Origin of the sequence: Vibrio cincinnatiensis DSM 19608 (assembly GCF_900167345.1) — a bacterium.
In the GTDB taxonomy this organism is placed as follows: domain Bacteria; phylum Pseudomonadota; class Gammaproteobacteria; order Enterobacterales; family Vibrionaceae; genus Vibrio; species Vibrio cincinnatiensis.
The window spans coordinates 64,771-89,851 of record NZ_FUXB01000001.1; the positions used below are offsets into that span (position 1 = coordinate 64,771).

Below are 25,081 nucleotides of genomic sequence, written 5' to 3' on the forward strand. Positions count from 1 at the left end.
TGTCTCCTTTACGACATTATGTCGGATGTTTTTTGAAAGTTGATTTATCTAACGTATTGAAAATATTGATGTAAGTGTGTGGTAGGTGTTTTGCAGTCTATCCCTAACATGATAGCAATTTAAGCAAGGAGCTAATGATGAGTAAAGTAGGCATTTTCTTTGGTACGGATATGGGTAGCACTCGCAAAGTGGCCAAATTGATCCAGAAACAACTCGGTGACGAGATAGCGGATAAACCGAAAAATATTAACCGCGTCGATACCGATGAATTTACTCGCTATGACTACCTAATTTTGGGTACGCCAACTTTAGGTGAGGGGCAACTTCCTGGGCTCTCTACCGATTGTCAGGAAGAGAGTTGGGAAGAGTTTCTACCCAATTTCTTAGACATGGATCTTTCGGGTAAAAAGGTTGCGTTATACGGGTTGGGTGATCAGGTGGGTTATAGCAATGAGTTTGTTGATGCACTCGGTGAATTATATGATCATGTTGCCAACTGCGGTGCAGAGATGGTGGGATTCTGGTCCACGAAAGGGTACGAATTTACCGCGTCGAATGCGGTTGATGGTGATGACTTTGTCGGGTTGGTGATAGATAAAGATAATCAATCAAGTCTGACTGAGCAGCGTATCGCAGAGTGGGTTGAGCAGATCAAAGCGGAAATGGCGCTCTGATCCAATTTGTTCGCTAACATTCATCCTGTGCAAATTGACCGATTGATGAGTACACCATAAAACTCGCCTCTACGAGACGGATTCTTGTAGAGGCGAGTTTGGCTTAATGATAGAACCACTCTGCATCAACATAAAGTGATTACGGTGTTTAAACCAAAGATAGAGCCATCATTACCGCAGAGCTTAGCTCATGAGAGAGGTGTACCCATGCATCCCCATGTATAAGCCGACAGCGCTGATCAAAACTCCCGACAAGTAAGGAGCGCGACGAGCGACATCGTTCAAACCACTCCATTTCGATGTTGCCTTTTGCACTCCCACTGCCGCTACAATGCCAACAGCAACCAGCGTTATTGCTAAACCAATGCTGAATGATACAACCAAGGTGGCCCCCAGCGTCATTGCTTTAAGGTGCAAACAGATAAGCAGAACGGTGACTGCCGCAGGGCATGGAATCAACCCCCCTGTTAAACCAAAAAGTAGTATTTGTTTGTTGGTCACGTCTTGATTCTCAAAACGTTTTTGAATATCTAAAGCATGTGCGCGTTCATGAGCATCTTGGTATTCCTTATTATCACCTTCTGAGTGCGTTTCTGCATGAAAATGGACATCAAAATCATGACTATGATCGTGGTGTCCAATCATCAATGTCACAGAAAAATCATCAGCGGCTTCAAAAGGCATCGTCGATTCCAAATATCCATCCCGTTCAGTAAAGCTATAAGTATCAATAGGTTGTTGGTCTTTGTAGGGTGCTGACATCTTGACGTTTTCAGCCATTAAAGGCTTGCCGCTGATTGTTCGTAACTGAAAACGATGATGAAGCCCTGCTGCGACAAGAGAAAGCGATACATGCCCATGTCCGGTATCGACAATTTGTGTCGTCCATTCATGAGTATGGCTATGCGCTTTTTGCCAAGCACGCTCCCCGCTCCACGTTCGCCAGAACATCCATAAACCGGTTGTAACAATAATGATTCCCGAGATGAGTTGCATCCATGGTTCAACCGCCTCAGCTGTGAATTTTTGGCTGATGTATATCCCGCTAAGAGCGATTAACCAGACAATCGTCGTGTGAGAAAGTGTGGCGGCCAACCCCAACATCACTGCCTGTTTGACCGTGCCTTTAACCGCGATAATAAAAGCCGCCATCATCGTTTTTGAGTGACCGGGTTCGAGGCCATGTAAAGCCCCGAGTAAAATGGCACTAGGAATAAAGAACCAGCCGTTACCTTGTTGTAGTAGTGCAGTAAAATCCATTGGTGTTCTCTGTGGCGATGTCAAATGTTATGAAAACTATACTCCCCTTGAGTATCGAATACTACCCCCCAGTATCAAATACTACCCCCAAGTATAAGTTGAGTGCTACATTATTGGTTAGAACCGAGCCGCCCATAACTCAAAAGAAGAGAAGCCATGTCACATACAACCCGAGATCAGAAAAAGCTCAGCACTCGAGTTAGCAAAATACAAGGTCAGGTCAATGGACTGAAAAAAATGCTAGGAGAAGAGCATGAATGCCACGATGTACTACAGCAGATAGCGGCGATTCGAGGCGCGGTGAATGGTTTGATGCGAGAAGTGATCAAAGGTCATCTGCTTGAACATGTAGTCCTTGAGGAAGAGAAAAGTCAACGTGAAGCTGATATGGAAATCGTGCTGAAAGTTCTCGACTCCTATATCAAATAATGCCGTGGTTACAATGTGTGATGTAATCTGAATCTAAGCTTTCATAAAATTCTAAAATAGAAATACCCAAATTACGGTGAGCAATTTGGGTAAACGGCCTAACCTTATGATACGGATTGAAATTCTTCTCGCTGGTTTTGATAGCGATCTTAGCGTGAATATTGAACCAGCCCCATTGGTTTCAGCAACCACTCCGACTAGCTTAACGGCTCGGCCATAAATCGTTTGTGTACCCGCTTCGTTAGCTTAATCACTAATTCATAGGCGATGGTGCCAATATGATTAGCGACATGCTCTATGGGTAAATTTTCACCCCAAAATTCTGCATTATCTCCGACGTTATCTTGTAAATTTGGGCCGAGATCGACCGTGATCATATCCATAGACACGCGGCCGACAATGGGCACAAGACGGCCATTAATATAAACCGGTGTTCCTGTGGGCGCGGAGCAAGGGTAACCATCTCCGTAGCCCATGGCTATCACCCCTATATGTGTATCTCGTGGCGCCGTCCAAGATTGATTGTAGCCAACCGAATGCTGGCTCTTGTGCTTGCGTATAGCGATGAGTTGAGAGCGTAAGGTCATGACACAGCGTAAGCCGTGATCCTGACCGGTATCATTTTGATTTGGGCTGATGCCGTAAAGCGCAATACCACTACGCATGTAGTCAAGGTGGGACTCTGGCCAGTAAAGAATACCTGCTGAGTTAGCAATGCTTTTTGCCCCTGCATAATGGGCCGTTTGTGCTAAGAAGAGTTCAACCTGTGCTGAAGTTGCTGGTGAGGTGAGGTTATCTGCACAACTCAAGTGACTGATAAATCCGACAGGGCCGCTCAGTTTTTGAGTGGCTTCGAGCTGCGTTATGTAATCGTGCAGTTCACAGGGGTGAATGCCAAGGCGGTGCATCCCTGTATCCAGTTTTAGCCAAACTTTTAAAGGGGTTGAGATAGGGGTTGATTGAAGATGCGCTAGCTGTTCTTCACAATGAATCACCGTCTCTAATCCCAGAGCCGATGCGTGTTGTAAATCTGCCGGGCAGAAACATCCTTCAAGCAACAGGATAGGGTGAGTAATGCCCCCTTCTCTCAATTCAAGCGCTTCTTCTATGCGAGAAACAGCAAACATCTCTGCTTGGGGTAGAGCCTGCGCTGTTTTAAGAGCATCGTGCCCATAGGCATCTCCCTTGAGTACGGCGATGATGGGTTTATTTCCGCATTTTTGCTTCAGTTGCTCATAGTTGTGGCGAAGGGCAGCCAAATTGATAACGGCTTCCGCTGTGATCATAAATCATTCCTAATCGGTTTTTTTGCGTACGCCTTCTGTTTTAGTCAGAAGGCGTCGATATGATTAATACTCTGCTTTAGCCGGATCTTGTGGTATTTGGCGAGCAAAATAATGCTTGGTGGCTTGGTACACGACAGGGCTTAATAAACCAAGTGCGATTAAGTTAGGAATAGCCATCATGGCGTTTAACGTGTCACTCAATAGCCAAATCAAGTTGAGTTCCATTATGGCACCCACAGGAATCACCAAGACGAAAATGATACGAAAGGGGAGCACTGCTTTGGTGCCGAAGAGGTAACTGGCACAGCGTTCGCCATAGACAGACCAGCCAACAATGGTGGTAAAGGCGAAAATAGCCAAACTAATAGCAACCAGATAGCGACCAAACCCAGGAATGACCTGATCAAATGCGGCTGACGTGAGCGCAGCTCCTGTCATTCCTGAGGTCCATTCCCCAGAGATAATAATGACGAAACCAGTGATGGAGCAGATGATGATGGTATCAATGAACGTTCCCAGCATCGCAATTAAACCTTGCCGTACTGGGTCATCGGTTTGTGCACTGGCATGAGCAATGGGGGCTGAACCTAAGCCTGCTTCATTAGAAAAAACACCCCGTGCCACACCAAAGCGAATCGCCATCCAGACCGTCGCTCCTGCAAATCCCCCTTGAGCAGAAGTTGGAGTAAAGGCCTGTTCTAGCACAAGGGCAACTGCGCCTCCGATTTTATCGACATTAAGCAGTAAAATAATTAATCCGCAAGCAACGTAAGCAATGCCCATTAATGGCACAAGGGCACCAGCAAAAGCCCCGATGCGCTTAATTCCCCCTAAAAGGACGGCACCTGAAAGTGTCATGACAACGAGCCCAACAATCAAAGGAGAAAAGTCAAAGGTGGAGTGCATGACTTGAGCAATCGAATTAATTTGAACGCCATTACCAATCCCAAAACAGGCAAAGGTGCCAAACAAAGCAAATGCGGTTCCGAGCCAAGCCCATTTCTTACCCATCCCATTTTTGATGTAGTACATGGGGCCGCCAACATGGTTCCCATGGCGGTCGGTTTCTCGGTATTTAACGGCTAATACGGCTTCAGAATACTTGGTGGCCATACCCAGCAACGCAGTCATCCACATCCAAAATAGTGCTCCTGGCCCTCCAATAAAGAGGGCAGTAGCGACACCTGCAATATTACCGGTTCCAATTGTGGCGGAGAGGGCAGTCATTAATGCTTGAAAGGGAGGGATTTCACCACCCTGATCCTGAGTATTTTTTCTGCCTTTCCATAATAGTTTAAAGGCGCGACCAATATTAAAAAAGGGCATGAATTTCAAGCCAATATTTAGATAAATACCAATACCTAATATAATGACGAGCATGGGGAGGCCCCATACAACACCATTGACTTGGCTAATGAGTTGTTGAATCAGTTCCATCTGTTTTCACCATAAGAAGTTAATTAAATAAGTTATTGCTCACCTTTAGACTGACTAAGCAATTTGCAGACCAGTACGGCGCTTAATCAAGTGGTTTCTCGCTGATGAATCCTCTTTATACGTTAAATTTCCATACAAAATAGGTGGATAATCTATCCATGTTTATTTAATGGAGTGATGTTTTTATAATATTCTTATTATTTATTTATTTTCGAACGATAATGTTGTTATGGGGTGAGTGGTGTATTGACTGTTTTATTGACGGGGTGATGTGAGGATGGAATTTGTTGCTATAAGTTATGGGCTAATAATGTACAACCATGCACTAGAATTAGTCAGAAATGCACCAAAATGGCTATTTTTAGCCTGTTATTCATCTTTTTATGAAGATGAAAATGAAGAGAGTGATAAATGTAATCAGGGAATGAGAGGGTTATCACGATTTATTAAAATTTATAGAATGAAATATTATTGGTTTAAATCACTAGTTTTATTTTCAGGAGGCTTATTTACATAAAACTCTAGGGGAAGAGAATGAAATTGTATTATTAGTATTTATGTTTTCAATTTGGATTATTATGTCGATATTGTGTTTATTATTGGTGTTTAATGAATTTCTGGATTTTGTCGCGCCCATTGCTCTTTGTGATTAATTATTCTGAATTTGTGAGTTTTTATTCTATATTTTGTGCTTTTAATGCATTTCTTCTTGATTTTTCTTTACGGGTTTTCATTTTTTGTCACGAATTTTGCACTGTGATGTTTAGTGAAATATGAGATTAATCACTATTCTAATTTAATGACTCTTTGTGGAGAAAATCGAGATGGAACTTAAACAACCTTATTTACTCTTTTTAGGGGATGCTGCCGATGCGCTGGCTGCGAAAGTGGCGCAAGGAATTAAAACCTGGCGTCCAGAGTATTGTATTGGTCAATATCGTTTGGCGGGATGCAATGCTGATGTCGGTTTAGAAGAGATGGATATTACGCAAGCCGTTAATCGAGGTGCAAAAACTTTGATTATTGGTGTGGCTAACCGAGGGGGGCTGATTTCTCAAGAGTGGATCTCGGTATTGTTGACGGCTATCGAAGCAGGAATGGATATCGCGGCGGGATTGCATAACAAATTGGCGGATATTCCTGAATTGGTAAGTGCGGCTGAGAAAAAAGGCACTCGGTTATTGGATGTGCGTTATCCGACTCAGGTTTACCCCGTTGCAAATGGTAAAAAACGTCAAGGTAAGCGCGTGTTGACGGTGGGAACCGATTGCTCTGTGGGTAAAATGTATACGGCTTTAGCGTTAGAAAAAGAGATGAAAGCTCGTGGTATGGAGGCGGATTTTCGTGCGACGGGGCAAACGGGCATTCTTATTACCGGTGGGGGTGTGAGTGTGGACTGCGTGGTCGCCGATTTTATTGCCGGTGCGATTGAGACCATTACGCCGGAATCGACAGAAGAGCATTGGGATGTGGTTGAAGGTCAAGGATCTCTCTTCCACGCCTCTTATGCAGGTGTGACAACCGGCCTTATTCATGGTTCACAACCCGATGCCTTAGTGCTTTGTCATGAGCCAACCCGTACGCATATGCGAGGCCTTCCTGAGTATCCTCTTCCTGATCTAAAACAGTGTATGGAAGCGAATTTAGCCACCGCTCGTGTGACAAATCCGGCAGTAAAATTTGTGGGGGTTTCTATTAATACATCGGCAATGCAAGAAGAGGAAGCCTTGGCCTATATGGACAAAGTGGAATCGGAGCTTGGACTACCGGTTGTGGATCCTTTTCGCCAAGGCGTCGCTCGGGTTGTTGATAAGTTAGCGGAGGTCTAATGGAGGTTTGTCTGCATACCCACCGTTGGCCGATCCGAGGCAGTTTTACCATTGCTCGTGGCAGTAAAACCTGCGTCAACACGATAATTGTTGAAATGAAAAGTCAAGGAGGCGTGGGGCGTGGTGAATGCGTTCCCTATGGTCGGTATGGTGAATCTATAGAGAGTGTATTAGCGCAAATCGCGTCGGTAATTCCAGAGATTAAAGCAGGGTTAACACGGGTTCAATTGCAGGAGAGGCTTCCCTCGGGGGCCGCGCGTAACGCGATTGATTGTGCGATGTGGGACTTAGAGTGTAAGTTATCGAATCGGTCGATTTGGGATATAACGGGTATTCAAGCGAGTCCATTAACAACCGCTTATACCTTGTCGCTTGATACACCGTTAAACATGGAACAGGCAGCGAAAGATAATGCACATCGCCCCCTGTTAAAATTGAAACTGGGTGGTCCGGAAGATCTTGCCCGAGTGCAAGCCGTTCGCCGTGGAGCGCCGAGTGCGAGGATCGTACTTGATGCTAACGAAGCTTGGACGCCTGACATTTATTTAGCCTTGATCCCTGAGTTGGAAACATTGGGGGTAGCGATGATTGAGCAGCCGTTTCCTGCTCATCAAGATCAAATACTTGCGCATTTGCCACGTCCGATTCCTCTCTGTGCGGATGAATCTTGTCATGATCGAGCGAGTTTACCCGACATTATCGGACGGTACGACATGATCAATATTAAGACGGATAAAACAGGTGGATTAACCGAAGCGCTGGCTTTAAAAGCGGAAGCAAGCGCCGCCGGTTTAAGTGTCATGGTTGGCTGTATGCTTTCCTCTTCATTGAGTATGGCTCCTGCATTTGTTGTGGCGCAAGGGGTAGATATGGTGGATTTAGATGGGCCGCTACTGCTGGCTCAAGATATCGAATCTGGTTTTGAATTTGAGCGCAATGTGATGTTGCCTTTCAAGTTTGAATTATGGGGTTAAAGGAAAAGTGATGGAACGGATAGTTTATTTAAATGGCGAGTATGTGAAAGAGTCGGCGGCAACCATTTCAGTGTTTGATCGCGGCTTTTTATTTGCAGATGCCGTCTATGAAGTCACCGCGGTGTTAAAGGGAAAATTGATCGATCACTCTGGGCACTTAGCCAGACTCGAACGTTCTGCCAGAGAGCTTGGGATAAGGCTGCCAGTGACAGGAGACGAGTTAACGAAAATCCAGCGTACACTGATTGAAAAAAATGGTTTGGTCGAAGGGGGAATTTATCTTCAGTTAACGCGTGGCTCAGAAGGTGATCGAGATTTTTCTTATAGTGAAGAGATTAAGCCGACTCTTGTGTTATTCACACAAGCACGCCAGTTGATTGAAAGTCCGAAAGTTAAAACGGGTATCGAAGTGATTTCTATCGACGATATCCGCTGGCGTCGTCGTGACATTAAAACCACCAGTTTACTCCCCGCTTGCATGGCAAAGCATGCTGCACATTTGGCAGGCGCTGAAGATGTATGGATGATTGAAGAGGGGTTTGTGACCGAAGGGGGATCGAGTAACGCTTACATTGTTACTAAAGAAGGAACCTTGGTCACGCGTCCTCTGAGTCATGATATTCTTCATGGAATAACACGAGCTTCACTCATGGCTCTCGCCAAAGAATATTCGATGGTGGTTGAAGAGCGGTTTTTCACTATCGAAGAAGCATATGCCGCCCAAGAAGCTTTTATCAGTTCGGCTACCACGTTCATTTGGCCCGTGGTAGCGATTGATGGTAAGCCGATTGGTGAGGGTAAACCCGGTGAGATTTCACTGAGATTACGCGACATCTATATCAAGACTGCCCTTGAGTTCGCTCAATAAATTTATGAGCTATGCTCTTTCGTGATTTCACCCAGCTTTGCGCTGGGTGCCTTGCGCCGAGTAGAGAAGAATAAGATAAGCCCAGGCAGATAAAGCACACTTGAGAGTAAAAGCGTGTCTAACCCAGCGGCATAGATAAGCCAGATTCCATAAAGGCTGGCTCCCATTCCAACCAGAGTTATCCTCCAGCTTAGTTGCTGCTTGAAAGCAACCTTAACCAGATAAGCCCCAACAAGAAAGTAGGGGATAAGAATCATCGACGTTGAGAGCAAAACTAACGCGTTGTAACTTTCTCCAGTAAATAAAATCATCAATAAGCAAAATTGAATAGTACAACTGGTCAGCATCAGCGCATGCGTAGCGGTTCCACGTTCATTGGTTCGAGTAAAACGTTTTGGAAAAGCACCGTGTTGCGAAGCAATATAAGGCACTTCTGCGGCATAAAGTATCCAGCTTAAATAAGAGGCAAGGACCGACACAATAAGCCCGAGGCTGATCAATAGCCGTCCCGGGCCTCCGGCAAGATGTGCCATGATGCCAGCCATGGATGGGTTTGAAAGCCCTGCGACATCGGAACGGCTCATGACGCCGAGCGCTAATAAGGTGACTGCCACATAAAGCACCAAAGCGAACAAGACACCTAAGAACGTCGCTTTGCCAATGTCATTGCGTTTGCGAGCCCGCAGCGATAAAACGATGGCCCCTTCAATTCCGGTAAAGACCCATAAAGTGATCAGCATGGTATTTTTAACTTGATCAATAAAAGGGGTATTTAAGTTTTCTCCGGCTCGATCATAGTGAAAGGTGGCGGGTTCAAATGCCCAATAAGCCACCACTATAAAGGCTAAGAGAGGAAGAGCTTTAGCTATCGTGGCGAGTAAATTAATTAATGCTGCCTGTTTAACACCTCGTAAGACAAGATAATGGACTGACCACAAAACGAGTGAAGCGCCGATAAAGGAACTTAGCGTATTACCATCGCCAAAAATGATGTGCTCGGGAGTATCCAATAGAGCCCCTAGGCCCGCAAAGGCTACCACTAAGTAACCAACGACGCCAATGGTGGCACAGAGCCAATAACCCCATGCAGAGATAAATCCAGCTACCTCCCCAAATCCTTCTCGAGCGTAGGTATAAATGCCCCCATCAAGATCGGGTTTTAATCGTGATAAATACAGGAAACATCCTGCCAGCAGCATGATGCCAATGCCGGTGATGAACCATGCCGTAATAATCGCATCAACCCCTGCGACTTCAGCCATATTCTGTGGCAGGCTAAAGACACCAGCGCCCACCATAGAGCTGAAAACCAATGCGGTTAACATGGTTAGGCCAAGTTTTTGATTTCCTTTCATCCGCGCACCTCACTTGAGGCAAAATGTTGGCTTAAGAGTGCAATGTGTTCTGGGCCAATACCGCAGCACCCTCCAATCAAAGAAGCGCCTTGTTGTTGCCATCGCTGAGCCCAATCTAAGTAGCTGAGTGGGGTGAGGTCATCACGTAGCTCATCTAATCCATCATTCGCCGTGGCGGTTTTGGGTTGAGGAGGGAAAGCATTGGCATAAGCGCCAAGTTCAATATTAGAGTGGCCAAGCTGAGTCAAGGTATGTTTCGCAACACGGAGGGCGTCTTCAATCACTTCGGGTTGACAACAGTTAAATAAGATGGCCGAAACACCGCTGCTGGCCATTTGTTTGACCGCCTCTTCTACACATTGACCAGAGCGTAGGGTGGGGGATGTTGTCGCCTCACTGTCTTCAAGCGTAAACGAGACCCAGAAAGGTTTGTTATGGTTATCTAACGCTTTGACTAATCGATGCAGTTCTAATGCTTCTTCAATTAAGCTTTGAGTTTCAGCCAGCCAAAGATCCACATAAGGAGTGAGGCCTTGAATGAGTGGCGTGGCTATCTGTTCTGCTTTTTCTGGTTGGTAGAGGTCTGCGCGGTAGGAACCAAACAGTGGTGGAAGAGATCCCGCAACCAAGGTTTCCGGATGATGAGCGTTGACGACGGCTTGACGTGCCACTTTCCCTGCGAGATCAGCTAAAGCTAACCCTTCTGAGCTAAAACGCTTTTCACCAATATGAAAAGGGACAAGTGCATAACTGTTACTGGTTATCAACTGAGCTCCGCTCTCAATAAACGCTTGGTGTACCTCTTCCACGATTTCTGGTGCTTCCATTAGAGCAAGTGCCGACCACTCAGGTTGTCGAAAAGGTGCTTTCCGGCGCTCCAACTCTCGCCCCATTCCCCCGTCCAATATTCGTACCGCATGCGTTGACATAGTCATCCCTCATTATAATTAGAATTCAAAAAGTCTAGATGTTTAGACGGCTAAAAGGCTAAATCAAAAGAAAGAAAAATACAAATGGTTTGTGATTAAAAATGATTGATTGAGATGGGTGATGAATCGATAAGCATTGAGCCTAACGGTATCGTTAGGCTCAATGGGTGAGGATTAAGGAAGTTGAGTGACGAAGGTGCCTTGAGGGATAACCGGTAAATATTTTTGATAGAAATCCAGATAGGCTTGCTCGGGGTTGAGATCAGTAAAGACATCAGGGTAGAGCGCCTTGGCATAAAACTGAATCATTGCGCCATCCATAATGGTTCGACATGCACCATGATAGGCGGCATACATCCGGTTGTTTTTTACTGCATTAATGGAAGACCAACCCAGCCGCTGTTTAAAGCCCGCTAGCCGTTGTTTTGCCGTTTCTTCGGGTACGTCTTGCCCTATGAGCATTGCATTGCTGGCGGTGCCGGACTCATACCCTGTAATGACAATCACATCGGGGTTACTGGCAATGATTTGTTCAGGGTTAAGTTTTCCCCACCATTCGACATAAGGGGCTGAAATATTATCGCCACCCGCCATGGTTGAGATAGCCCCCCACATGTTTTTACCAAAGGTGTAGCCCACTTCATTCACACCGGTTGCACCATATTCGGTATAGATTTTTGGTTGAGGTTTATTTGCCGCAGCCAGTCGTTGAGTTATCTTCTCTACACTTTCCTGATATTCATTCGCAATGGTTTCAGCCCGTTTTTCTTGACCCGTGATGATGCCAATCAGTTGAGTGCTTTTTACATGCCGTTCTACCGTTTGAGCATTATAATCGACAACCACAATAGGAATGCCCATTGCTTCAAGGCGAGAGATTTCCGTGCTCAAGGCCTTATATTGCCAATCGGCTAATAGGATGAGGTCAGGGTTTAGGCTGATCACTTTTTCTATCGAAAATGAATTGGTATCCACTCGGCCAATTTCAGGGATATCATCCAGTGAGGGACGATGGTTAACATACATCTCCCAGTTGGCTGGCCGAGCTTGCCAGATGTATTTTGACATACCAACGACGTTGTCATAGGCCGCTTCTGTACCAATCGCCATATAGTCTTCAGGGTAAAACCCAACAATAACGCGTTGAGCGGGAGCGTTAAAGGTGACTTGCCTTTCTAATACATCGGTAACGGTGGTCACCGCTGAGAAGGCTGTGGCGCTAAAAGCCAGTGAAGCCATGAGCAGGAATTTTTTGTACATACGGTAAACTCTTTATATGCCATTAAATAAGGGTTGAGCGCTGGATCGCGTTAGATTTTCGAAATGATTATAAGAATATATTAAATGATTATGCAAATAGTTATTATTTAGACTGTTTGAACGGTAGTAATTATCATTTGTTGAATGCTATTATTCGCAGCTAAGTCAGCGTAATGCGCACAGATTCAATGCTTGTACGATTAATCACCCACAGGCTTATTCGAGAAAATAAGAATGAAAAGAAAGACTTTGCTCACCTCTTTTACCATTACTGCGCCATCAGGTTTGGCGACTTCAAAAATAAATATGCACGACGGTTTCCTCGCTTGTCAGGTTGCCATCGACTTTTCCTCCCACCCTGTTGTTCTTGGTGACTAAAAGACTGAGCGAATAAAAATGATCTCTGATGTATTACAAGATGCTGTCATAACACAGCGAGCAAGTGAACGTCGCCGTAGTTGGATGTTATTTGGCTTCGGTTTATTGCTCATCGCCTCCTTTATTCTAGATATTATGACCGGCCCCTCGATGATCGATGTGACCTCGGTACTGCATGCATTACTGGAATGGATGGGGCTTCCTTTTCAGGTTGATGCTTCCACACAAGTGATTGTCAAAAATTTACGATTGCCTATTGCATTGATGGCCATTTTCGTTGGTGGATCGCTTGGGGTGGGCGGTGCAGAAATGCAAACGTTGTTGAATAATTCAATGGCGAGCCCTTATACGTTGGGAATGGCTGCCGCAGCTGGATTTGGTGCCGCTTTAGTACTTTATGTTGGTTCGCTAGGGATAGAGAGCCATTTTGCGGTTCCCTTAGGCGCTTTTGTTTGCTGTATGCTTTCTGCTTGCTTTCTCTTTGCTCTTGCATCGGTTCGTCATATTGGTTCTGGGCAGTTGATTTTGGCCGGTATCGCTTTGCTATTTTTATTTCAATCTTTACTCTCCTTAGTGCAGTTCATCTCTTCACCGGAGCTAAGCCAGCAAATTTTGTTTTGGTTGTTTGGCAGTTTATCGAAAGCAACGTGGAATAACTTGATGATCACCGCTGTCGTGGTCAGTTTGAGTGTTGTACTGTTACTAAAAGATGCTTGGAAGTTAACGGCACTGCGTTTAGGGGAAGAGCGGGCAAAAAGCCTCGGGGTGAATATTGTTCGGCTCAGGTTAAAAACATTATTTCTCGTTGCACTGATGACGGCCACGGTGACCAGCTTCGTGGGTATTATTGGGTTTATTGGTATTGTCGCTCCCAATATCGCTAAGATTTTGGTCGGTGAGGATCAACGTTTCTTTCTTCCCTTATCCTTTTTAATCGGTGCATTTTTACTCTCTACCGCCTCTGTTTTATCGAAAGTAATTGTTCCAGGAGCGCTGTTCCCAATTGGTATTGTGACCGCCATTGTTGGAGTGCCCTTTTTCTTTTGGCTCATTATTGGCAAGGCGCGTTAATATGTTACAAGTTAACAATCTTCATGTTCGATTTGGTGATTTAGTCTTGGCGGATGGGGTGAGTTTTTCATTACAACCGGGTCAAGTAACGGCAATTCTTGGCCCCAATGGCACAGGAAAAAGTACCTTACTCAAAACCTTGTTTGGTGATATACGGTGGCAAGAAGGTGAGATCCGTTTTCATCAACAGAGACTCAATAAGCACCATCTTGCGCAATGGCGTCAACAGTTTGGTTACATGCCACAAGACATTCATCTTGATGTCAACTTGTCGGTGATTGAAGTGATTTTGCTTGGGCGTTTGGATGCCTTGAGTATGCGCATTGATGATAGGATGTTGAATGATGGCCTGTCGATCCTCTCTCGTTTAGGTTTACGTCATTTGGCGCATCGAGATGTCAGAACCTTAAGTGGAGGGCAGTGCCAGATGATCTTGTTTGCTCAAGCATTGATGCGCAATCCTTCCATCTTAATGTTGGATGAACCCGTTAGTGCGCTCGATTTACACCACCAACATGTGTTGCTTGAGCATTTGGTTGACCAAACCCGTCAGCATCAATACACCACGGTTATGGTGTTGCATGATCTTAATCTTGCCGCGCAATATGCGGATAACCTTTTAGTGATGAAACAAGGGCAGTTGTTAGCCCAAGGAAAACCGCAAGATCTCCTGACTTCCGAATTGATATACCAATTGTATCAAGTGGATGCGGATGTACTGGTGGACGATAGAGGGGTTCCTTTTGTTCGTACTCGACGTTCGGCATAGGGAAGAGAAATACAAGGCTTGAGGCTGGTTGTGATAATGGGCCTTAGGACGTTTTTAGTCACACGATGACAGCGATAAAAATAAAGAGGATAAACATGATTCAGTTCGGTGAAGAGAAGGCGCTAGTCAAATAATGCGCCGTTCTCTGACTTCCACATTAAAAGATTGGCAAAGCTTGTCCCCCGCTGGAAAAGTGTTGGTGGCCAATAGCCTGAGTTTTAACCTTGGCTTCTATATGTTGATGCCCTACCTTGCAGATCACTTGCAAAGCTTAGGATTGAGTAGTGCTTATATCGGTCTTGTGATTGGTTTACGCGTGCTTAGTCAGCAAGGGTTATTCTTAGTGGGCGGAACGTTAGGGGATCATTTCGGTTATAAGCCGATGATTTTACTGGGTTGTATCGTCAGGATTGTTGGTTTCTTGCTGCTGGCTGTGAGTAGTGAGTTGAGTTGGATCATTATGGGCGCCTTTGCTACTGGGTTTGCGGGCGCATTATTTACGCCGAGTAGCCAAGCCTATCTTGCGGCGGAATACCCAGAAAGTCGGCAACGTAATCGCGTTTTTGCTCTACAAAATCTCGCCAGTGAAGCTGGGATGCTGATGGGGCCATTAGTTGGCCTCACGTTATTGTCTTTTAGCTTTATTTTCGTTGGGGTGTTGGCTGCGGGAGTGTTTGCTTTATTGTTAGTATTGCAGTGGTTTTTCTTACCTCAGCAAGCGGAAAGTGCGCCGGTTATTCGTCAGGCATTTTGGCGGGAATGGGGGCTGATGTTATGCAACAAACCGTTTATGGCCTTTGTTATTGCAGCGTCTATCTATCAAGTGCTATTCCACCAGCTTTATATGGCGATTCCGACTCATGCAAGGGCGGAAACCAATGACCCTAGCGTGATTACTTGGGTTTTTATGATAGCGTCCCTCATGGGGGTCACCTTACAAATGTCTATCAGCCGTTGGATAGACCGCTCTTTTGGTACGGCAAAAGGCATGGGGTGGGGAATGACGATTATGGGTTGTGCCTTTTTAATTCTCAGTTTCTCCTTTCCATTGTGGCCTGCATTGCCTTTTATCTTGTGCGCAGTACTGCTTAGCTTGGGATCGATGATGGTTTTCCCATTGCTGGGTGCTTATGTACCAAATTTCGCACCGTCAAAAAAATTAGCCAGTTACTATGGTCTGCAATCTTGTATTGGAGGGCTGTTTGCTTTTGTCGGAAACAGCTCTGCCGGATGGTTATTAGACCAACATTTCTCTGCAAATTGGATATGGTTAACGTTGGCTTTATTAGGCATGCTGTCTGGAGGATGGCTTTATTATCAAGTTCAGCGTGCTTCTTCGCTTGCTCATTCAAGGTGAGCTTTATGAAATTGGTTTTCTAAGTGGCATTGTATCTGTAATGCTTTGATGTTATTCATAAATGCTTTTTATCAATACAATGTGTTCATTGGCAGCAATGACTATGCCCGTTTTTTGCTAAAAAAACAGACAGAATGGCTGAAAACTCCTATTTTTAGATGACGGCTTTGGTTTTGATGATCACGTTATGAGGAGGAATATGTGAGTAGTGATAATGGTGGAATTCCTCGCCCGAGTGGCAAGGTAAATCCAATCGATACAGACTATACGGTTGGACAGGATAACGTTGTGGTATCGGTTGGTCCTTTTGGGCTAGATATCCATAACCGAGTGTTTGCGGTATCCGGGTTAGCTATCGTTATCTTTGTGTTTGCCACGCTGATTTTTCGAGAACAAGTGGAACCCTTGTTTGTTCATATGAGAGGTTGGCTAACTTCACATTTGGATTGGTTTTTCTTACTCTCCGGTAATATTTTTGTCTTAGTTTGCCTAGGGTTAGTGGTGTCACCACTAGGACGAGTTCGTATTGGCGGAACCGATGCTGTGCCTGATTATTCTTATGCGGGTTGGCTTGCGATGCTGTTTGCTGCCGGCATGGGAATTGGTTTGGTGTTCTTTGGGGTATCGGAGCCGATGTCTCACTTCGGTAGTGCTTTATCTGGTCCGGTATTGGAAAATGGAGTCAGGACGGATTGGGCTCCATTAGGAGGAGCGGCTGGCGATAGCGAAGCGGCTCGTCGTCTTGGGATGGCGGCAACCATTTATCACTGGGCACTGCACCCTTGGGCAATTTATGCTCTACTGGCTTTAGGATTGGCGATTTTCTCTTTTAATAAAGGGCTTCCACTGACGATGCGTTCGGTCTTTTACCCTTTATTTGGTGAACGTGTTTGGGGTTGGACAGGGCATATCATTGATATTCTAGCCGTTGTTGCTACGGTATTTGGGCTTGCGACTTCGCTGGGTTATGGGGCTTCTCAAGCCGCTACCGGTTTGAATTTCCTTTTTGGGGTACCATTAACGGACACCACCCAAGTGGTGTTGATTATCGTGATTACTGCGTTTGCATTAATTTCAGTAGTGGCTGGCCTTGATAGTGGGGTTAAGCGCTTATCTGAAATTAATATGGGGCTTGCTGCTTTATTGCTGTTATTTATTGTGATCGCTGGACCGACTATCGCTATTTTGACGGGGTTCTTTGACAATATTCTTGCCTATATTACGACATTGCCTGAGTTATCGATGCCCTTTGCTCGAGAAGATGTTAATTACTCACAAGGTTGGACCGCCTTTTATTGGGCATGGTGGATCTCCTGGTCACCTTTTGTCGGGATGTTTATTGCGCGAGTTTCTCGAGGACGTACCGTACGTGAATTCATTGTTTGTGTGCTTCTTATTCCATCGACGGTTTGTGTTTTTTGGATGACAGCTTTTGGTGGTACGGCTATTAGCCAATACGTGAATGATGGCTATCAGGCGGTGATCGGTGCGGATTTACCTGTCAAACTGTTTGCGATGTTAGATGCAATGCCTTTAGCGAGTATCACTTCTGTTGTTGGGATCATTCTGGTAGTGGTCTTCTTTATTACTTCATCAGATTCCGGTTCTTTGGTGATTGATACCATAGCGGCGGGCGGTAAAGTGGATGCACCAACACCACAACGTATTTTTTGGTGTACGTTTGAAGGCTTAGTGGCGATTTCTCTGATGTTAGGTGGTGGGCTTGCGGCGGCGCAAGCGATGGCCGTTACCACCGGTTTTCCGTTTACTATCGTATTGTTAGTCGCGGCAGTTTCGTTAATTAAAGGGTTAATGAGCGAACCAAGAAAAGCCAAATAATCGAGATCGATAAAAAAGCCCTAACCATCGTTAGGGCTTTTTATTGGATGATGAACACTCACAGAGTGTTCGGTCGTTAGCGAATCAGTAATAGAGGAACGTTAGATTCAACAATGATTTTTGTGGTGTTGCTGCCGACAAAAAACTGGCGGAGTTTGGAATGTCCGTAAGCCCCCATAACAATCATACCCAGCGCATTTTTCTCTTGGTAATCTAAAATCGCACGGTGGACTTCACCTGTTAAGCTGGCCTCAACCACCTCAATGCCATTTTCTCGCAGTTTTTGGGCCGCTTTTGCAAAAGCCACCGCTTTGTCATTGGCATCTTCTACCATCACTAAGTGACACTTCATCCCTTTTAATAGTGGGGTTTTGATAGCTTTTTCAACCAGTTTCTGGCTAATCTCACTGCCATCAAAAGCTAATAGATAGCTATCGGGAGGGGTAAAGTCTCCAGTAGCGACGAGAATATGACTTTTAATAGTACGAACAACACTCTCTAATTGTGAACCCACCGCTTTGGTATTGCTTTGGTTCATTTCGCCCGATTTACCGACCACAAGTACGCGGATGTTTTGCTCCATATCGAGGAGCGTTTCTAGTAAATCACCATGTTTTTGTAATTTATTGAGATCAGAAAAGCCTGACTCTAATGCTTTGGTTTCTAACTCATTGAGTAGTGCCTTTCCGTGTCTTAATGCCACTTTGGCTCGTTTTTCATCTAACTCAATCAGCTCTTGTAATAGATGCTCACGGCTCCCTAGGCCAATATTCCCCGAAAGCTCTGGCTCAGTTTCTCGTTCTGATTTGTCGAGCACATGTAAAAGCGTTAACGGTGCAGACAGAGTTTGCGCAGTCCAAATACTCAAGTCCGCAACTGACTGTGAGTAGCTAGAACCATCGATACAGGCAATAATATTTGTCATGACTTGCTCCTTAATGTCCGCCCATGAGTTTTTCAACTTCTTCAGGCTTATCGTGTACCCCAAATTTATCCACAATGGTGGCGGTCGCTTCATTCATACCCACAAGGTTAACTTCGGTGCCTTCACGGCGAAATTTTATGACCACTTTATCTAATGAGGATACCGCGGTGATATCCCAGAAATGAGCGGCTGAGAGGTCGATAGTGACACGCTCAATCACCTCTTTGAAGTCGAATGACTTAATAAATTGATCTGACGAGGCAAAAAAGACTTGTCCAACAATATGATAAATACGTTCGGCATCATTTTGAGAGAGAGCACTTTTCACCACCATAAAACGGCCAATTTTGTTAGCAAAGAACAGTGAGGCGAGTAATACTCCAATACCAACCCCGATCGCTAAGTTATGGGTGAAGACCACCACTACCACGGTGGTAATCATGACAATATTGGTCGAAATAGGGTGAGATTTAAGATCTTTAATCGAACCCCAAGCAAATGTACCGATGGAAACCATGATCATCACGGCCACCAACGCTGCCATGGGGATAAGTTTTAACCAGTCGCTTAAAAAGACCACCATGATCAATAAAAATAACCCAGCGCAGAAAGTGGATAAACGACCTCGTCCGCCAGATTTTACGTTAATGATCGATTGGCCAATCATCGCACAGCCGGCCATGCCGCCGATAAAACCTGTAGCAATGTTTGCTACACCTTGGCCTTTACATTCACGGTTTTTGTCACTGCTGGTATCGGTTAGATCATCGACAATGGTGGCGGTCATCATCGATTCGAGTAAACCAACCACGGCAAGCCCTGCCGAGTAGGGCAAAATAATCAGCAGAGTTTCAAGGTTCAACGGCACTTCTGGCCATAAAAAGACGGGGAGTGTATCGGGTAATTCGCCCATATCACCTACTGTCCGGATATCGATACCAAAGCTGATGGCGATAATCGTCAGTGAAATAATGCAGACCAGTGGTGAAGGCAGCATTTTCCCTATCACGGGGAGATAGGGGAAAAGATAGATAATGGCAAGGCCACCGAGCGTCATTGCGTAGACATGCCAAGTGACATTGGTCAGTTCAGGCAACTGGGCCATAAAAATTAAAATTGCCAGCGCATTGACGAACCCAGTTACGACCGAGCGAGAAACAAAGCGCATTAAATTACCCAATTTTAAGTAACCTGCCGCAATTTGAAAAATGCCGGTTAGTACGGTGGCCGCTAGCAGATATTGTAAGCCATGTTCTTTGACTAAGGTGACCATTAATAATGCCATGGCCCCCGTTGCGGCAGAGATCATTCCAGGGCGGCCGCCGACAAAGGCGATAATCACGGCAATACTAAAAGAAGCGTACAGACCGACTTTAGGGTCAACGCCGGCAATAATAGAAAAAGCGATCGCTTCAGGAATCAGCGCTAACGCAACCACAAGACCGGCTAAAACATCCCCTCGCACATTGGAAAACCAATTGCGCTTAATATTTTGTAACATGTTTGTTCTCTATAAAAATGGAATAAAAAGGTGTGAAGTGAGAGGTGAAGGCGGTTCTAGGGCGGCGTAAGTGGCATCCACTGGGTCTCCTGCTGGGTATTTGAGTGAGGGATCTTAGTCATTCATCGTGTAAAGGTCAATGAAGTATTCTCCTGATAGGGTGAATGAATAAGGTTCAATGATTGACTCTTTGATTCTATGGATTTAGGGTTTGCCTTAATATTCGTTTTTCCATATTTGAAATCATGCATGAACCATTAAGTTTTTATAAATCGTTAGCCGAAGAAACGCGGCTTAAATCACTGTTATTAATAAAGAAAAAAGAGCGACTTTGTGTGTGTGATTTAATGAATGCACTTCAGTTAAGCCAACCCAAAGTATCGCGTCATTTAGCTGAGCTGAGAAAACATGGTTTAGTGATGGATGAACGATGCGGTAAGTGGGTCTATTATCAATTACACCCACAATTACCTGAATGGATGGATCAAGTATTACAGCTTACATTGATACAAAACCCCTCTTTGATTGAAGCTGAACTGTATAAACTGGGATCTCAGCCTTGTTAAAGGCGAGGTGTGGAGGGGTCTGTGATAGGAAATTGAGTGACGATTGAAATAGGATGAAATAACGCATAATGAACTCGACTCATTCTACACCGATGCCATGCCTACTGGACACTTGGCATCGGTCAGAGTCAGCACTTTTTCGTTGGCTACTTAAGCAGTGCCAAGATCACGATTTAGCGTTTGACTTACTGCAAGAGACTTTTTTACGAGCGTTACAACAAGAGCGTGCTTTTTGTGATATCACCCATCAACGAGCTTGGTTATTTCGGGTTGCATCCAATTTATTAACGGATCAATGGCGAGCAAACGAGAAGCTAAGTTTTGATGAATCGTGGATTGAAAAGGTGGCTGAGATGGAGGATTTGGCTCCAACAGTAGACAGCCTTGCGCAGTGCTTACCCAAAGCTTTGCGACGTTTAGATCCCGTAGATAAAATGATCATTGAAGCATGTGATCTAAACGGAATGAGCCAGCACGCTTTTGCTCAGCAGCATGGTTTAAGTTTATCAGCGACAAAATCTCGCATTCAGCGAGCCCGAGAAAAGTTACGCCAAACCTTGAAAACTCAATGTCAAATTCGTTTTGATGATCAGCAGCGAGTGTGCTGTTTTGTTCCTCGACCAGACTAGTACGACAGTTTTGTAACGTTGACGTCCCGTTTTTCTCTTCAACCACAGGTCCAAACTTGTTTAAGGTCAGGCCATCCCCAAGCGGTCAAGGCCGCATTGTTAATTAAATTATGAAAATGCAGCACTTGCTTTTCATGGAACAATGGATGAATCAGCCCATGGTGAATCAGGCTCGAGGCAAACGGTTCCAAAATGGTTAAATAATCTGAGACAGGGGTATTGGCGCGTAATTGAATCAGAGACTCCTTTAACCATTGGCTAGTTTGTGGCCCCACACAGGAGTGAAGCAGTGGGTTACTGTATAAAAACTGATAAGCACTGGTATGGCGGTTATCATCTAAATTGAGACTCGTTAGTACCAGTTCGGCGGTTAATAAACCTTGAGAGGCATGGTGGGTGAGTGTTTGGTAGTCATATTGCTTAACGGTCACCGTTACGCCTTGGTGTTCTAATTGCTTTGCCATTGTTTGGGCGTATTCCACTAAAACAACATAGTCGTAAACCGCTATCGTAATGTGTTCGGGCAGTGAGCTGGATTGGCAGGGTAATCGTGACAATTTTGGCCAAAAGGGCAGAATATGGTAAGCGGGATCAAGATTATTATAAGGTGAACATTCTGAAAGGTGGCGAGGTTCAAATAGTTGGAGTACCCCGTGTCTTTGAGGTGCCGTCAACGGTTTTTTTGCATTTTGGTTAATCAATAAAAAAATACCACCTTCTTCTTGGCGAGAATACTGGTTTACTTGCTCCGGCGCTATACTTGATGACGTTGTGGAGACATAGTATTGACAGCTTCGGCCGGAATGGGGAATGGCGCTCACTTCTTGGCCTGTATCTTGATCAAATAGCCAAATTGTCACCTCATCACACAGCGAACGACACCCATAATAATCTTCAAAAGCATTGAGTATTAATTGCTTATCTGTCTGTTTCTGTATTTTAAACGGCCCACACCCGATTAATGGCATTGTTTGACTTCGCAGTTGTTCTGGTGGCTGAATTGAATACTGAACACCACTAATTAATCCAGCAAAGCCTTGATCAGGTTGTGAAAATTCAAACAATACCTCTCTTGAGTGTGGTGCACTAATATGCTGAAGGTGGGCCAATGCTTCTTGGTAATCAGGCTGTTTCTGCAAAAGTTGGAACAGCTCGACAATGGTTTGAGCATCAATCCGTTGTCCATTATGAAACGTCAGTTCTGGACGCAGATGAAACCGCCATTGAAAACGTTCGGCATCATAGTGCCAGTGATGAGCCAGTTCTGGTTGTATCTGGCCTTCTGCATCACAGCGTACTAAGCAAGCGTACACTTGGCGAAGTAAAAAGCGCTCACTGTTACGTTGTGGGAGATGAGGTAGCAGCGGCTGAAAAGAGCGGCGATAAGTCAGTTGGATATGTAATCGCCCTTGGTGCATGGAGGCACCTGAAGTGTGTTGGAGTAAGCGGGCAAACAGTTGCTCATTATGCTCAAGCAGTGTTAATGCTTTGCTATATTGGCCGCGTAAAATGTAATCACTGGCGAGTTGCTGTTTTAGAGTATCCGCGGGCTGAGTTAAACAGAGAGTGGAACGTTGGTTCCTCCCTACCTTGGGTTGCCATGTAAGCCAATGATGTTTTTGCATTTGACGTAGTAAACTTCTGGCATAGCGTGGGCTGGTGCAGAGTTTATCGGCAATTTCATCAAGTGTAGTGGCTGAATTTTTTTCAATACCATATTCCTGTAAGCGAAGATAGTATCGATACAAATTTAGGATAGACAAAATAGGATCTCCTAGTTATTTGTTGTTCCTGTTTTTTTATGTTAAAAGAAAAACTTCTCTGTTTACTTATCATTAATGTTCATTTTTAGCATTAATATAATGAGTTATATGGAAGCCAGTAGTCAATGCTAGAGATTCTTTCTCTATTTATTCACTTTCTCTCTTTAAATGCGGAATAAAAATAAATAATTATCTCAGTTTTTCATTTCCTTAAATTGGGGATAATAACCTTATTCCATGTTGAGAGAGGGAAGTACCATGAAGAGCCTAACCAAAGAATTAGTGATGAGAAACGTGACAAGTTCCAAACGTTGTGCTGGTGGGCCTATGGCTGAGTATTACCAACAGCGGTTATCTCTGAGCCAGAATCGATGGGAAAGAATGGCCCTAAGCATGATGATTCAGTTATGCCAGTGGCAAACCCCTTCCAATGAGTAACCCAATGGCACCTTACTTTGTTATGCTCCTGACCCCCATCAAGTTCACAAATAAGGTGCCATTTTTCTTTCCCTTCTTTTTCTAAGAAAAAACTTTGCGTCTTTTTCCTCATCTTTCCGTCTTATAGATAAACGACTTGCTGATGATCTTAAAACTATCGGCAGTAATGGCATGAGGAATAGTGATGTTTGACGTTTTTACCCAACTGGCGACATGGTTAACTTACGATATATTTGCTTTAGATCCCGCCACCAAATTGGCAGATGCTCTGCACTTTTTTATTGAAGACACCACAAAAATTATGGCACTACTGGTGGTGATGATTTATGTGATTGCACTATTTCGCGCTTCATTAAATGTGGAACAAGTACGTCAGTATTTAGCCGGAAAAATACGTTTCTATGGCTACTTTACGGGCAGTTTTTTTGGGGCTATCACCCCATTTTGTTCTTGTTCGAGCATTCCTGTATTTCTCGGTTTTACCTCTGCGGGGATCCCGCTTGGCATTACTATGGCGTTCTTAATTACTTCGCCGCTGATCAACGAAATAGCCATTTTGTTGCTCTTTAGTTTGCTTGGCTGGAAATTTACGCTGCTGTATGTCGTGGTTGGCATGCTGATTGGTATCTTGAGTGGCTGGTTTTTAGATGCCATTAGTGCCGAACGCTGGTTACAGCCTTTTGCCTCTAAAGCCATGAAAAAAGCACAGCAACAAAATAGTGGGAAAGGCGATGGAATGGGTGAGATAACCGCACCGGAACCAAAATCTGGGCTATCTTTTGCTCAGCGGCATGATTTCGCCAGACAAGAGATGCAAGACATTGTAGGCCGAGTTTGGAAATGGGTCTTTATTGGCGTCGGTGTTGGTGCCGGTTTGCACGGCTTTGTGCCAGAGGGTTGGATTGAAAGCCATCTCGGTGCTGGTCAGTGGTGGTCAGTGCCTGCCTCGGTGTTGGTCGGGATTCCTCTTTATTCTAATGCGACAGGTGTGATCCCAATTATGGAGAGTTTACTGAAAAACGGCCTTCCTATTGGTACAACATTGGCTTTTTGTATGAGTACGGTTGCGGCAAGTGTTCCGGAGTTTGTCATGCTTAAACAAGTGATGCAATGGCGTTTGCTCGGGATCTTATTTGCTTTGCTTTTATTTGCATTCACCATTATCGGGTGGATATTTAATTTATCTTTTTGGCAGTTTTAGGAGAAAAAATGAAAATATTTAAAGTGTTAGGATCTGGCTGTGCGAATTGTGTCAATACCGCTCAGTTAATTGAAAAAATGGCGGGAGAACAAGGCGTTGAGGTTAAAGTAGAGAAAGTAACCGACCTTGAAACTATTATGAATTATGGTGTGATGTCGACACCAGGGGTGGTGATGGATGAGAAGGTTGTTCATGCAGGGGGAATGCCTAAACCGAATATGATTGCCACTTGGCTTGCTGATTAGACAGCGTGCCATAGTAACAGCAAAGATGACGATACGATCGTCTTTGTCTTTTATGAAATATGGGGTGATTTTTTTATTGACCATAAGACATAAACATA

Annotated in this window: 25 protein-coding genes; 16 read left to right on the plus strand and 9 right to left on the minus strand. The window is 44.7% G+C overall.

Going from position 1 to position 25,081, the window contains the following annotated elements:
* Positions 1–134: 134 nt before the first annotated feature.
* Positions 135–674, plus strand: coding sequence for a flavodoxin (locus B5D54_RS00345; RefSeq protein ID WP_226970338.1), 540 nt, complete (start codon positions 135–137; stop codon positions 672–674).
* A gap of 183 nt (positions 675–857) precedes the next feature.
* Here B5D54_RS00345 and B5D54_RS00350 read toward each other — a convergent pair whose 3' ends face one another.
* Positions 858–1,934: a nickel/cobalt efflux protein RcnA gene (locus B5D54_RS00350; protein WP_078924485.1), complete on the minus strand. Its 1,077-nt coding sequence runs from the start codon at positions 1,932–1,934 to the stop codon at positions 858–860.
* Positions 1,935–2,090: 156 nt separating this feature from the next.
* On the opposite strand from B5D54_RS00350, the gene rcnR reads away from it, so the two are divergent.
* Positions 2,091–2,363: a Ni(II)/Co(II)-binding transcriptional repressor RcnR gene (gene rcnR / locus B5D54_RS00355; protein ID WP_078924486.1), complete on the plus strand. Its 273-nt coding sequence runs from the start codon at positions 2,091–2,093 to the stop codon at positions 2,361–2,363.
* Positions 2,364–2,560: 197 nt separating this feature from the next.
* Here rcnR and alr read toward each other — a convergent pair whose 3' ends face one another.
* Both alr and B5D54_RS00365 read right to left on the minus strand, forming a co-directional pair.
* The gene (gene alr, locus B5D54_RS00360; protein ID WP_078924487.1) at positions 2,561–3,649 is read right to left on the minus strand and encodes an alanine racemase; all 1,089 of its coding nucleotides are present in this window, start codon (positions 3,647–3,649) and stop codon (positions 2,561–2,563) included.
* Between the two features lie 63 nt (positions 3,650–3,712).
* Positions 3,713–5,086 carry an alanine/glycine:cation symporter family protein gene (locus B5D54_RS00365; RefSeq protein WP_078924488.1) on the minus strand — a complete coding sequence of 458 codons (1,374 nt, stop codon included), beginning with the start codon at positions 5,084–5,086 and terminating at the stop codon, positions 3,713–3,715.
* A gap of 277 nt (positions 5,087–5,363) precedes the next feature.
* Here B5D54_RS00365 and B5D54_RS00370 point away from each other — a divergent pair, with 277 nt between their 5' ends.
* From B5D54_RS00370 to B5D54_RS00385, 4 genes are all read left to right on the plus strand, one after another.
* Complete coding sequence (locus B5D54_RS00370; RefSeq protein WP_139364764.1) at positions 5,364–5,603, plus strand: hypothetical protein; 240 nt, start codon at positions 5,364–5,366, stop codon at positions 5,601–5,603.
* Between the two features lie 307 nt (positions 5,604–5,910).
* Positions 5,911–6,915, plus strand: a complete 1,005-nt coding sequence (gene dgcN, locus B5D54_RS00375) for an N-acetyltransferase DgcN (protein WP_078924490.1) — start codon at positions 5,911–5,913, stop codon at positions 6,913–6,915.
* On the plus strand, positions 6,915–7,889 hold the full coding sequence (gene dgcA / locus B5D54_RS00380; RefSeq protein ID WP_078924491.1) for an N-acetyl-D-Glu racemase DgcA: 975 nt from the start codon (positions 6,915–6,917) through the stop codon (positions 7,887–7,889). Before dgcN ends, dgcA begins: the two co-directional genes overlap by 1 nt.
* 10 nt (positions 7,890–7,899) lie before the next feature.
* Complete coding sequence (locus B5D54_RS00385; protein WP_078924492.1) at positions 7,900–8,757, plus strand: D-amino-acid transaminase; 858 nt, start codon at positions 7,900–7,902, stop codon at positions 8,755–8,757.
* 2 nt (positions 8,758–8,759) lie between these two features.
* Here B5D54_RS00385 and B5D54_RS00390 read toward each other — a convergent pair whose 3' ends face one another.
* The 3 genes from B5D54_RS00390 to B5D54_RS00400 form a co-directional block, all read right to left on the minus strand.
* A complete protein-coding gene (locus B5D54_RS00390) occupies positions 8,760–10,112 on the minus strand; it encodes a basic amino acid/polyamine antiporter (protein ID WP_078924493.1) in 1,353 nt (450 codons plus the stop codon).
* The gene (locus B5D54_RS00395; RefSeq protein WP_078924494.1) at positions 10,109–11,041 is read right to left on the minus strand and encodes a homocysteine S-methyltransferase family protein; all 933 of its coding nucleotides are present in this window, start codon (positions 11,039–11,041) and stop codon (positions 10,109–10,111) included. Before B5D54_RS00395 ends, B5D54_RS00390 begins: the two co-directional genes overlap by 4 nt.
* A gap of 174 nt (positions 11,042–11,215) precedes the next feature.
* A complete protein-coding gene (locus B5D54_RS00400) occupies positions 11,216–12,301 on the minus strand; it encodes an ABC transporter substrate-binding protein (protein WP_078924495.1) in 1,086 nt (361 codons plus the stop codon).
* Positions 12,302–12,535: 234 nt separating this feature from the next.
* Here B5D54_RS00400 and B5D54_RS17180 point away from each other — a divergent pair, with 234 nt between their 5' ends.
* From B5D54_RS17180 to B5D54_RS00420, 5 genes are all read left to right on the plus strand, one after another.
* Positions 12,536–12,679 (plus strand): hypothetical protein, encoded by a 144-nt coding sequence (locus tag B5D54_RS17180; RefSeq protein WP_154115722.1) that lies wholly within the window; start codon positions 12,536–12,538, stop codon positions 12,677–12,679.
* Between the two features lie 18 nt (positions 12,680–12,697).
* A complete protein-coding gene (locus B5D54_RS00405; RefSeq protein WP_078924496.1) occupies positions 12,698–13,750 on the plus strand; it encodes a FecCD family ABC transporter permease in 1,053 nt (350 codons plus the stop codon).
* A gap of 1 nt (position 13,751) precedes the next feature.
* Positions 13,752–14,519, plus strand: coding sequence for an ABC transporter ATP-binding protein (locus B5D54_RS00410; protein WP_078924497.1), 768 nt, complete (start codon positions 13,752–13,754; stop codon positions 14,517–14,519).
* 133 nt (positions 14,520–14,652) lie between these two features.
* Positions 14,653–15,876, plus strand: a complete 1,224-nt coding sequence (locus B5D54_RS00415) for an MDR family MFS transporter (protein WP_167514889.1) — start codon at positions 14,653–14,655, stop codon at positions 15,874–15,876.
* Between the two features lie 201 nt (positions 15,877–16,077).
* The gene (locus B5D54_RS00420) at positions 16,078–17,715 is read left to right on the plus strand and encodes a BCCT family transporter (RefSeq protein ID WP_078924499.1); all 1,638 of its coding nucleotides are present in this window, start codon (positions 16,078–16,080) and stop codon (positions 17,713–17,715) included.
* Positions 17,716–17,791: 76 nt separating this feature from the next.
* Here B5D54_RS00420 and B5D54_RS00425 read toward each other — a convergent pair whose 3' ends face one another.
* Positions 17,792–18,640, minus strand: coding sequence for a universal stress protein (locus tag B5D54_RS00425; protein ID WP_078924500.1), 849 nt, complete (start codon positions 18,638–18,640; stop codon positions 17,792–17,794).
* A 10-nt stretch (positions 18,641–18,650) separates the two neighbouring features.
* A complete protein-coding gene (locus B5D54_RS00430; RefSeq protein WP_078924501.1) occupies positions 18,651–20,141 on the minus strand; it encodes a SulP family inorganic anion transporter in 1,491 nt (496 codons plus the stop codon).
* Positions 20,142–20,386: 245 nt separating this feature from the next.
* Between B5D54_RS00430 and B5D54_RS00435 the strand changes: the two genes are divergently transcribed.
* Positions 20,387–20,707, plus strand: a complete 321-nt coding sequence (locus B5D54_RS00435; protein WP_078924502.1) for a metalloregulator ArsR/SmtB family transcription factor — start codon at positions 20,387–20,389, stop codon at positions 20,705–20,707.
* Positions 20,708–20,775: 68 nt separating this feature from the next.
* A complete protein-coding gene (locus B5D54_RS00440) occupies positions 20,776–21,336 on the plus strand; it encodes a sigma-70 family RNA polymerase sigma factor (protein WP_078924503.1) in 561 nt (186 codons plus the stop codon).
* Positions 21,337–21,374: 38 nt separating this feature from the next.
* Here B5D54_RS00440 and B5D54_RS00445 read toward each other — a convergent pair whose 3' ends face one another.
* Positions 21,375–23,099 (minus strand): SgrR family transcriptional regulator, encoded by a 1,725-nt coding sequence (locus B5D54_RS00445; RefSeq protein WP_078924504.1) that lies wholly within the window; start codon positions 23,097–23,099, stop codon positions 21,375–21,377.
* A gap of 258 nt (positions 23,100–23,357) precedes the next feature.
* Here B5D54_RS00445 and B5D54_RS00450 point away from each other — a divergent pair, with 258 nt between their 5' ends.
* The 3 genes from B5D54_RS00450 to B5D54_RS00460 all read left to right on the plus strand — a co-directional run bounded on the left by B5D54_RS00450 (position 23,358) and on the right by B5D54_RS00460 (position 24,983).
* Entirely contained in the window at positions 23,358–23,537 is a 180-nt protein-coding gene (locus tag B5D54_RS00450) for a hypothetical protein (protein ID WP_078924505.1), read from the plus strand.
* Positions 23,538–23,721: 184 nt separating this feature from the next.
* Positions 23,722–24,738 carry a permease gene (locus B5D54_RS00455; protein ID WP_078924506.1) on the plus strand — a complete coding sequence of 339 codons (1,017 nt, stop codon included), beginning with the start codon at positions 23,722–23,724 and terminating at the stop codon, positions 24,736–24,738.
* Positions 24,739–24,746: 8 nt separating this feature from the next.
* Positions 24,747–24,983, plus strand: a complete 237-nt coding sequence (locus B5D54_RS00460) for a thioredoxin family protein (protein WP_078924507.1) — start codon at positions 24,747–24,749, stop codon at positions 24,981–24,983.
* Positions 24,984–25,081 lie beyond the last annotated feature (98 nt).

Excerpts from the sequence above, each read along its gene's own strand:
- B5D54_RS00345 (WP_226970338.1), top strand. The coding sequence starts at position 135 with ATGATGAGTAAAGTAGGCATTTTCTTTGGTACGGATATGGGTAGCACT.
- B5D54_RS00350 (WP_078924485.1), bottom strand. The coding sequence starts at position 1,934 with ATGGATTTTACTGCACTACTACAACAAGGTAACGGCTGGTTCTTTATT.
- rcnR (WP_078924486.1), top strand. The coding sequence starts at position 2,091 with ATGTCACATACAACCCGAGATCAGAAAAAGCTCAGCACTCGAGTTAGC.
- alr (WP_078924487.1), bottom strand. The coding sequence starts at position 3,649 with ATGATCACAGCGGAAGCCGTTATCAATTTGGCTGCCCTTCGCCACAAC.
- B5D54_RS00365 (WP_078924488.1), bottom strand. The coding sequence starts at position 5,086 with ATGGAACTGATTCAACAACTCATTAGCCAAGTCAATGGTGTTGTATGG.
- B5D54_RS00370 (WP_139364764.1), top strand. The coding sequence starts at position 5,364 with ATGGAATTTGTTGCTATAAGTTATGGGCTAATAATGTACAACCATGCA.
- dgcN (WP_078924490.1), top strand. The coding sequence starts at position 5,911 with ATGGAACTTAAACAACCTTATTTACTCTTTTTAGGGGATGCTGCCGAT.
- dgcA (WP_078924491.1), top strand. The coding sequence starts at position 6,915 with ATGGAGGTTTGTCTGCATACCCACCGTTGGCCGATCCGAGGCAGTTTT.
- B5D54_RS00385 (WP_078924492.1), top strand. The coding sequence starts at position 7,900 with ATGGAACGGATAGTTTATTTAAATGGCGAGTATGTGAAAGAGTCGGCG.
- B5D54_RS00390 (WP_078924493.1), bottom strand. The coding sequence starts at position 10,112 with ATGAAAGGAAATCAAAAACTTGGCCTAACCATGTTAACCGCATTGGTT.
- B5D54_RS00395 (WP_078924494.1), bottom strand. The coding sequence starts at position 11,041 with ATGTCAACGCATGCGGTACGAATATTGGACGGGGGAATGGGGCGAGAG.
- B5D54_RS00400 (WP_078924495.1), bottom strand. The coding sequence starts at position 12,301 with ATGTACAAAAAATTCCTGCTCATGGCTTCACTGGCTTTTAGCGCCACA.
- B5D54_RS17180 (WP_154115722.1), top strand. The coding sequence starts at position 12,536 with ATGAAAAGAAAGACTTTGCTCACCTCTTTTACCATTACTGCGCCATCA.
- B5D54_RS00405 (WP_078924496.1), top strand. The coding sequence starts at position 12,698 with ATGATCTCTGATGTATTACAAGATGCTGTCATAACACAGCGAGCAAGT.
- B5D54_RS00410 (WP_078924497.1), top strand. The coding sequence starts at position 13,752 with ATGTTACAAGTTAACAATCTTCATGTTCGATTTGGTGATTTAGTCTTG.
- B5D54_RS00415 (WP_167514889.1), top strand. The coding sequence starts at position 14,653 with ATGCGCCGTTCTCTGACTTCCACATTAAAAGATTGGCAAAGCTTGTCC.
- B5D54_RS00425 (WP_078924500.1), bottom strand. The coding sequence starts at position 18,640 with ATGACAAATATTATTGCCTGTATCGATGGTTCTAGCTACTCACAGTCA.
- B5D54_RS00430 (WP_078924501.1), bottom strand. The coding sequence starts at position 20,141 with ATGTTACAAAATATTAAGCGCAATTGGTTTTCCAATGTGCGAGGGGAT.
- B5D54_RS00435 (WP_078924502.1), top strand. The coding sequence starts at position 20,387 with ATGCATGAACCATTAAGTTTTTATAAATCGTTAGCCGAAGAAACGCGG.
- B5D54_RS00440 (WP_078924503.1), top strand. The coding sequence starts at position 20,776 with ATGAACTCGACTCATTCTACACCGATGCCATGCCTACTGGACACTTGG.
- B5D54_RS00450 (WP_078924505.1), top strand. The coding sequence starts at position 23,358 with ATGAAGAGCCTAACCAAAGAATTAGTGATGAGAAACGTGACAAGTTCC.
- B5D54_RS00455 (WP_078924506.1), top strand. The coding sequence starts at position 23,722 with ATGTTTGACGTTTTTACCCAACTGGCGACATGGTTAACTTACGATATA.
- B5D54_RS00460 (WP_078924507.1), top strand. The coding sequence starts at position 24,747 with ATGAAAATATTTAAAGTGTTAGGATCTGGCTGTGCGAATTGTGTCAAT.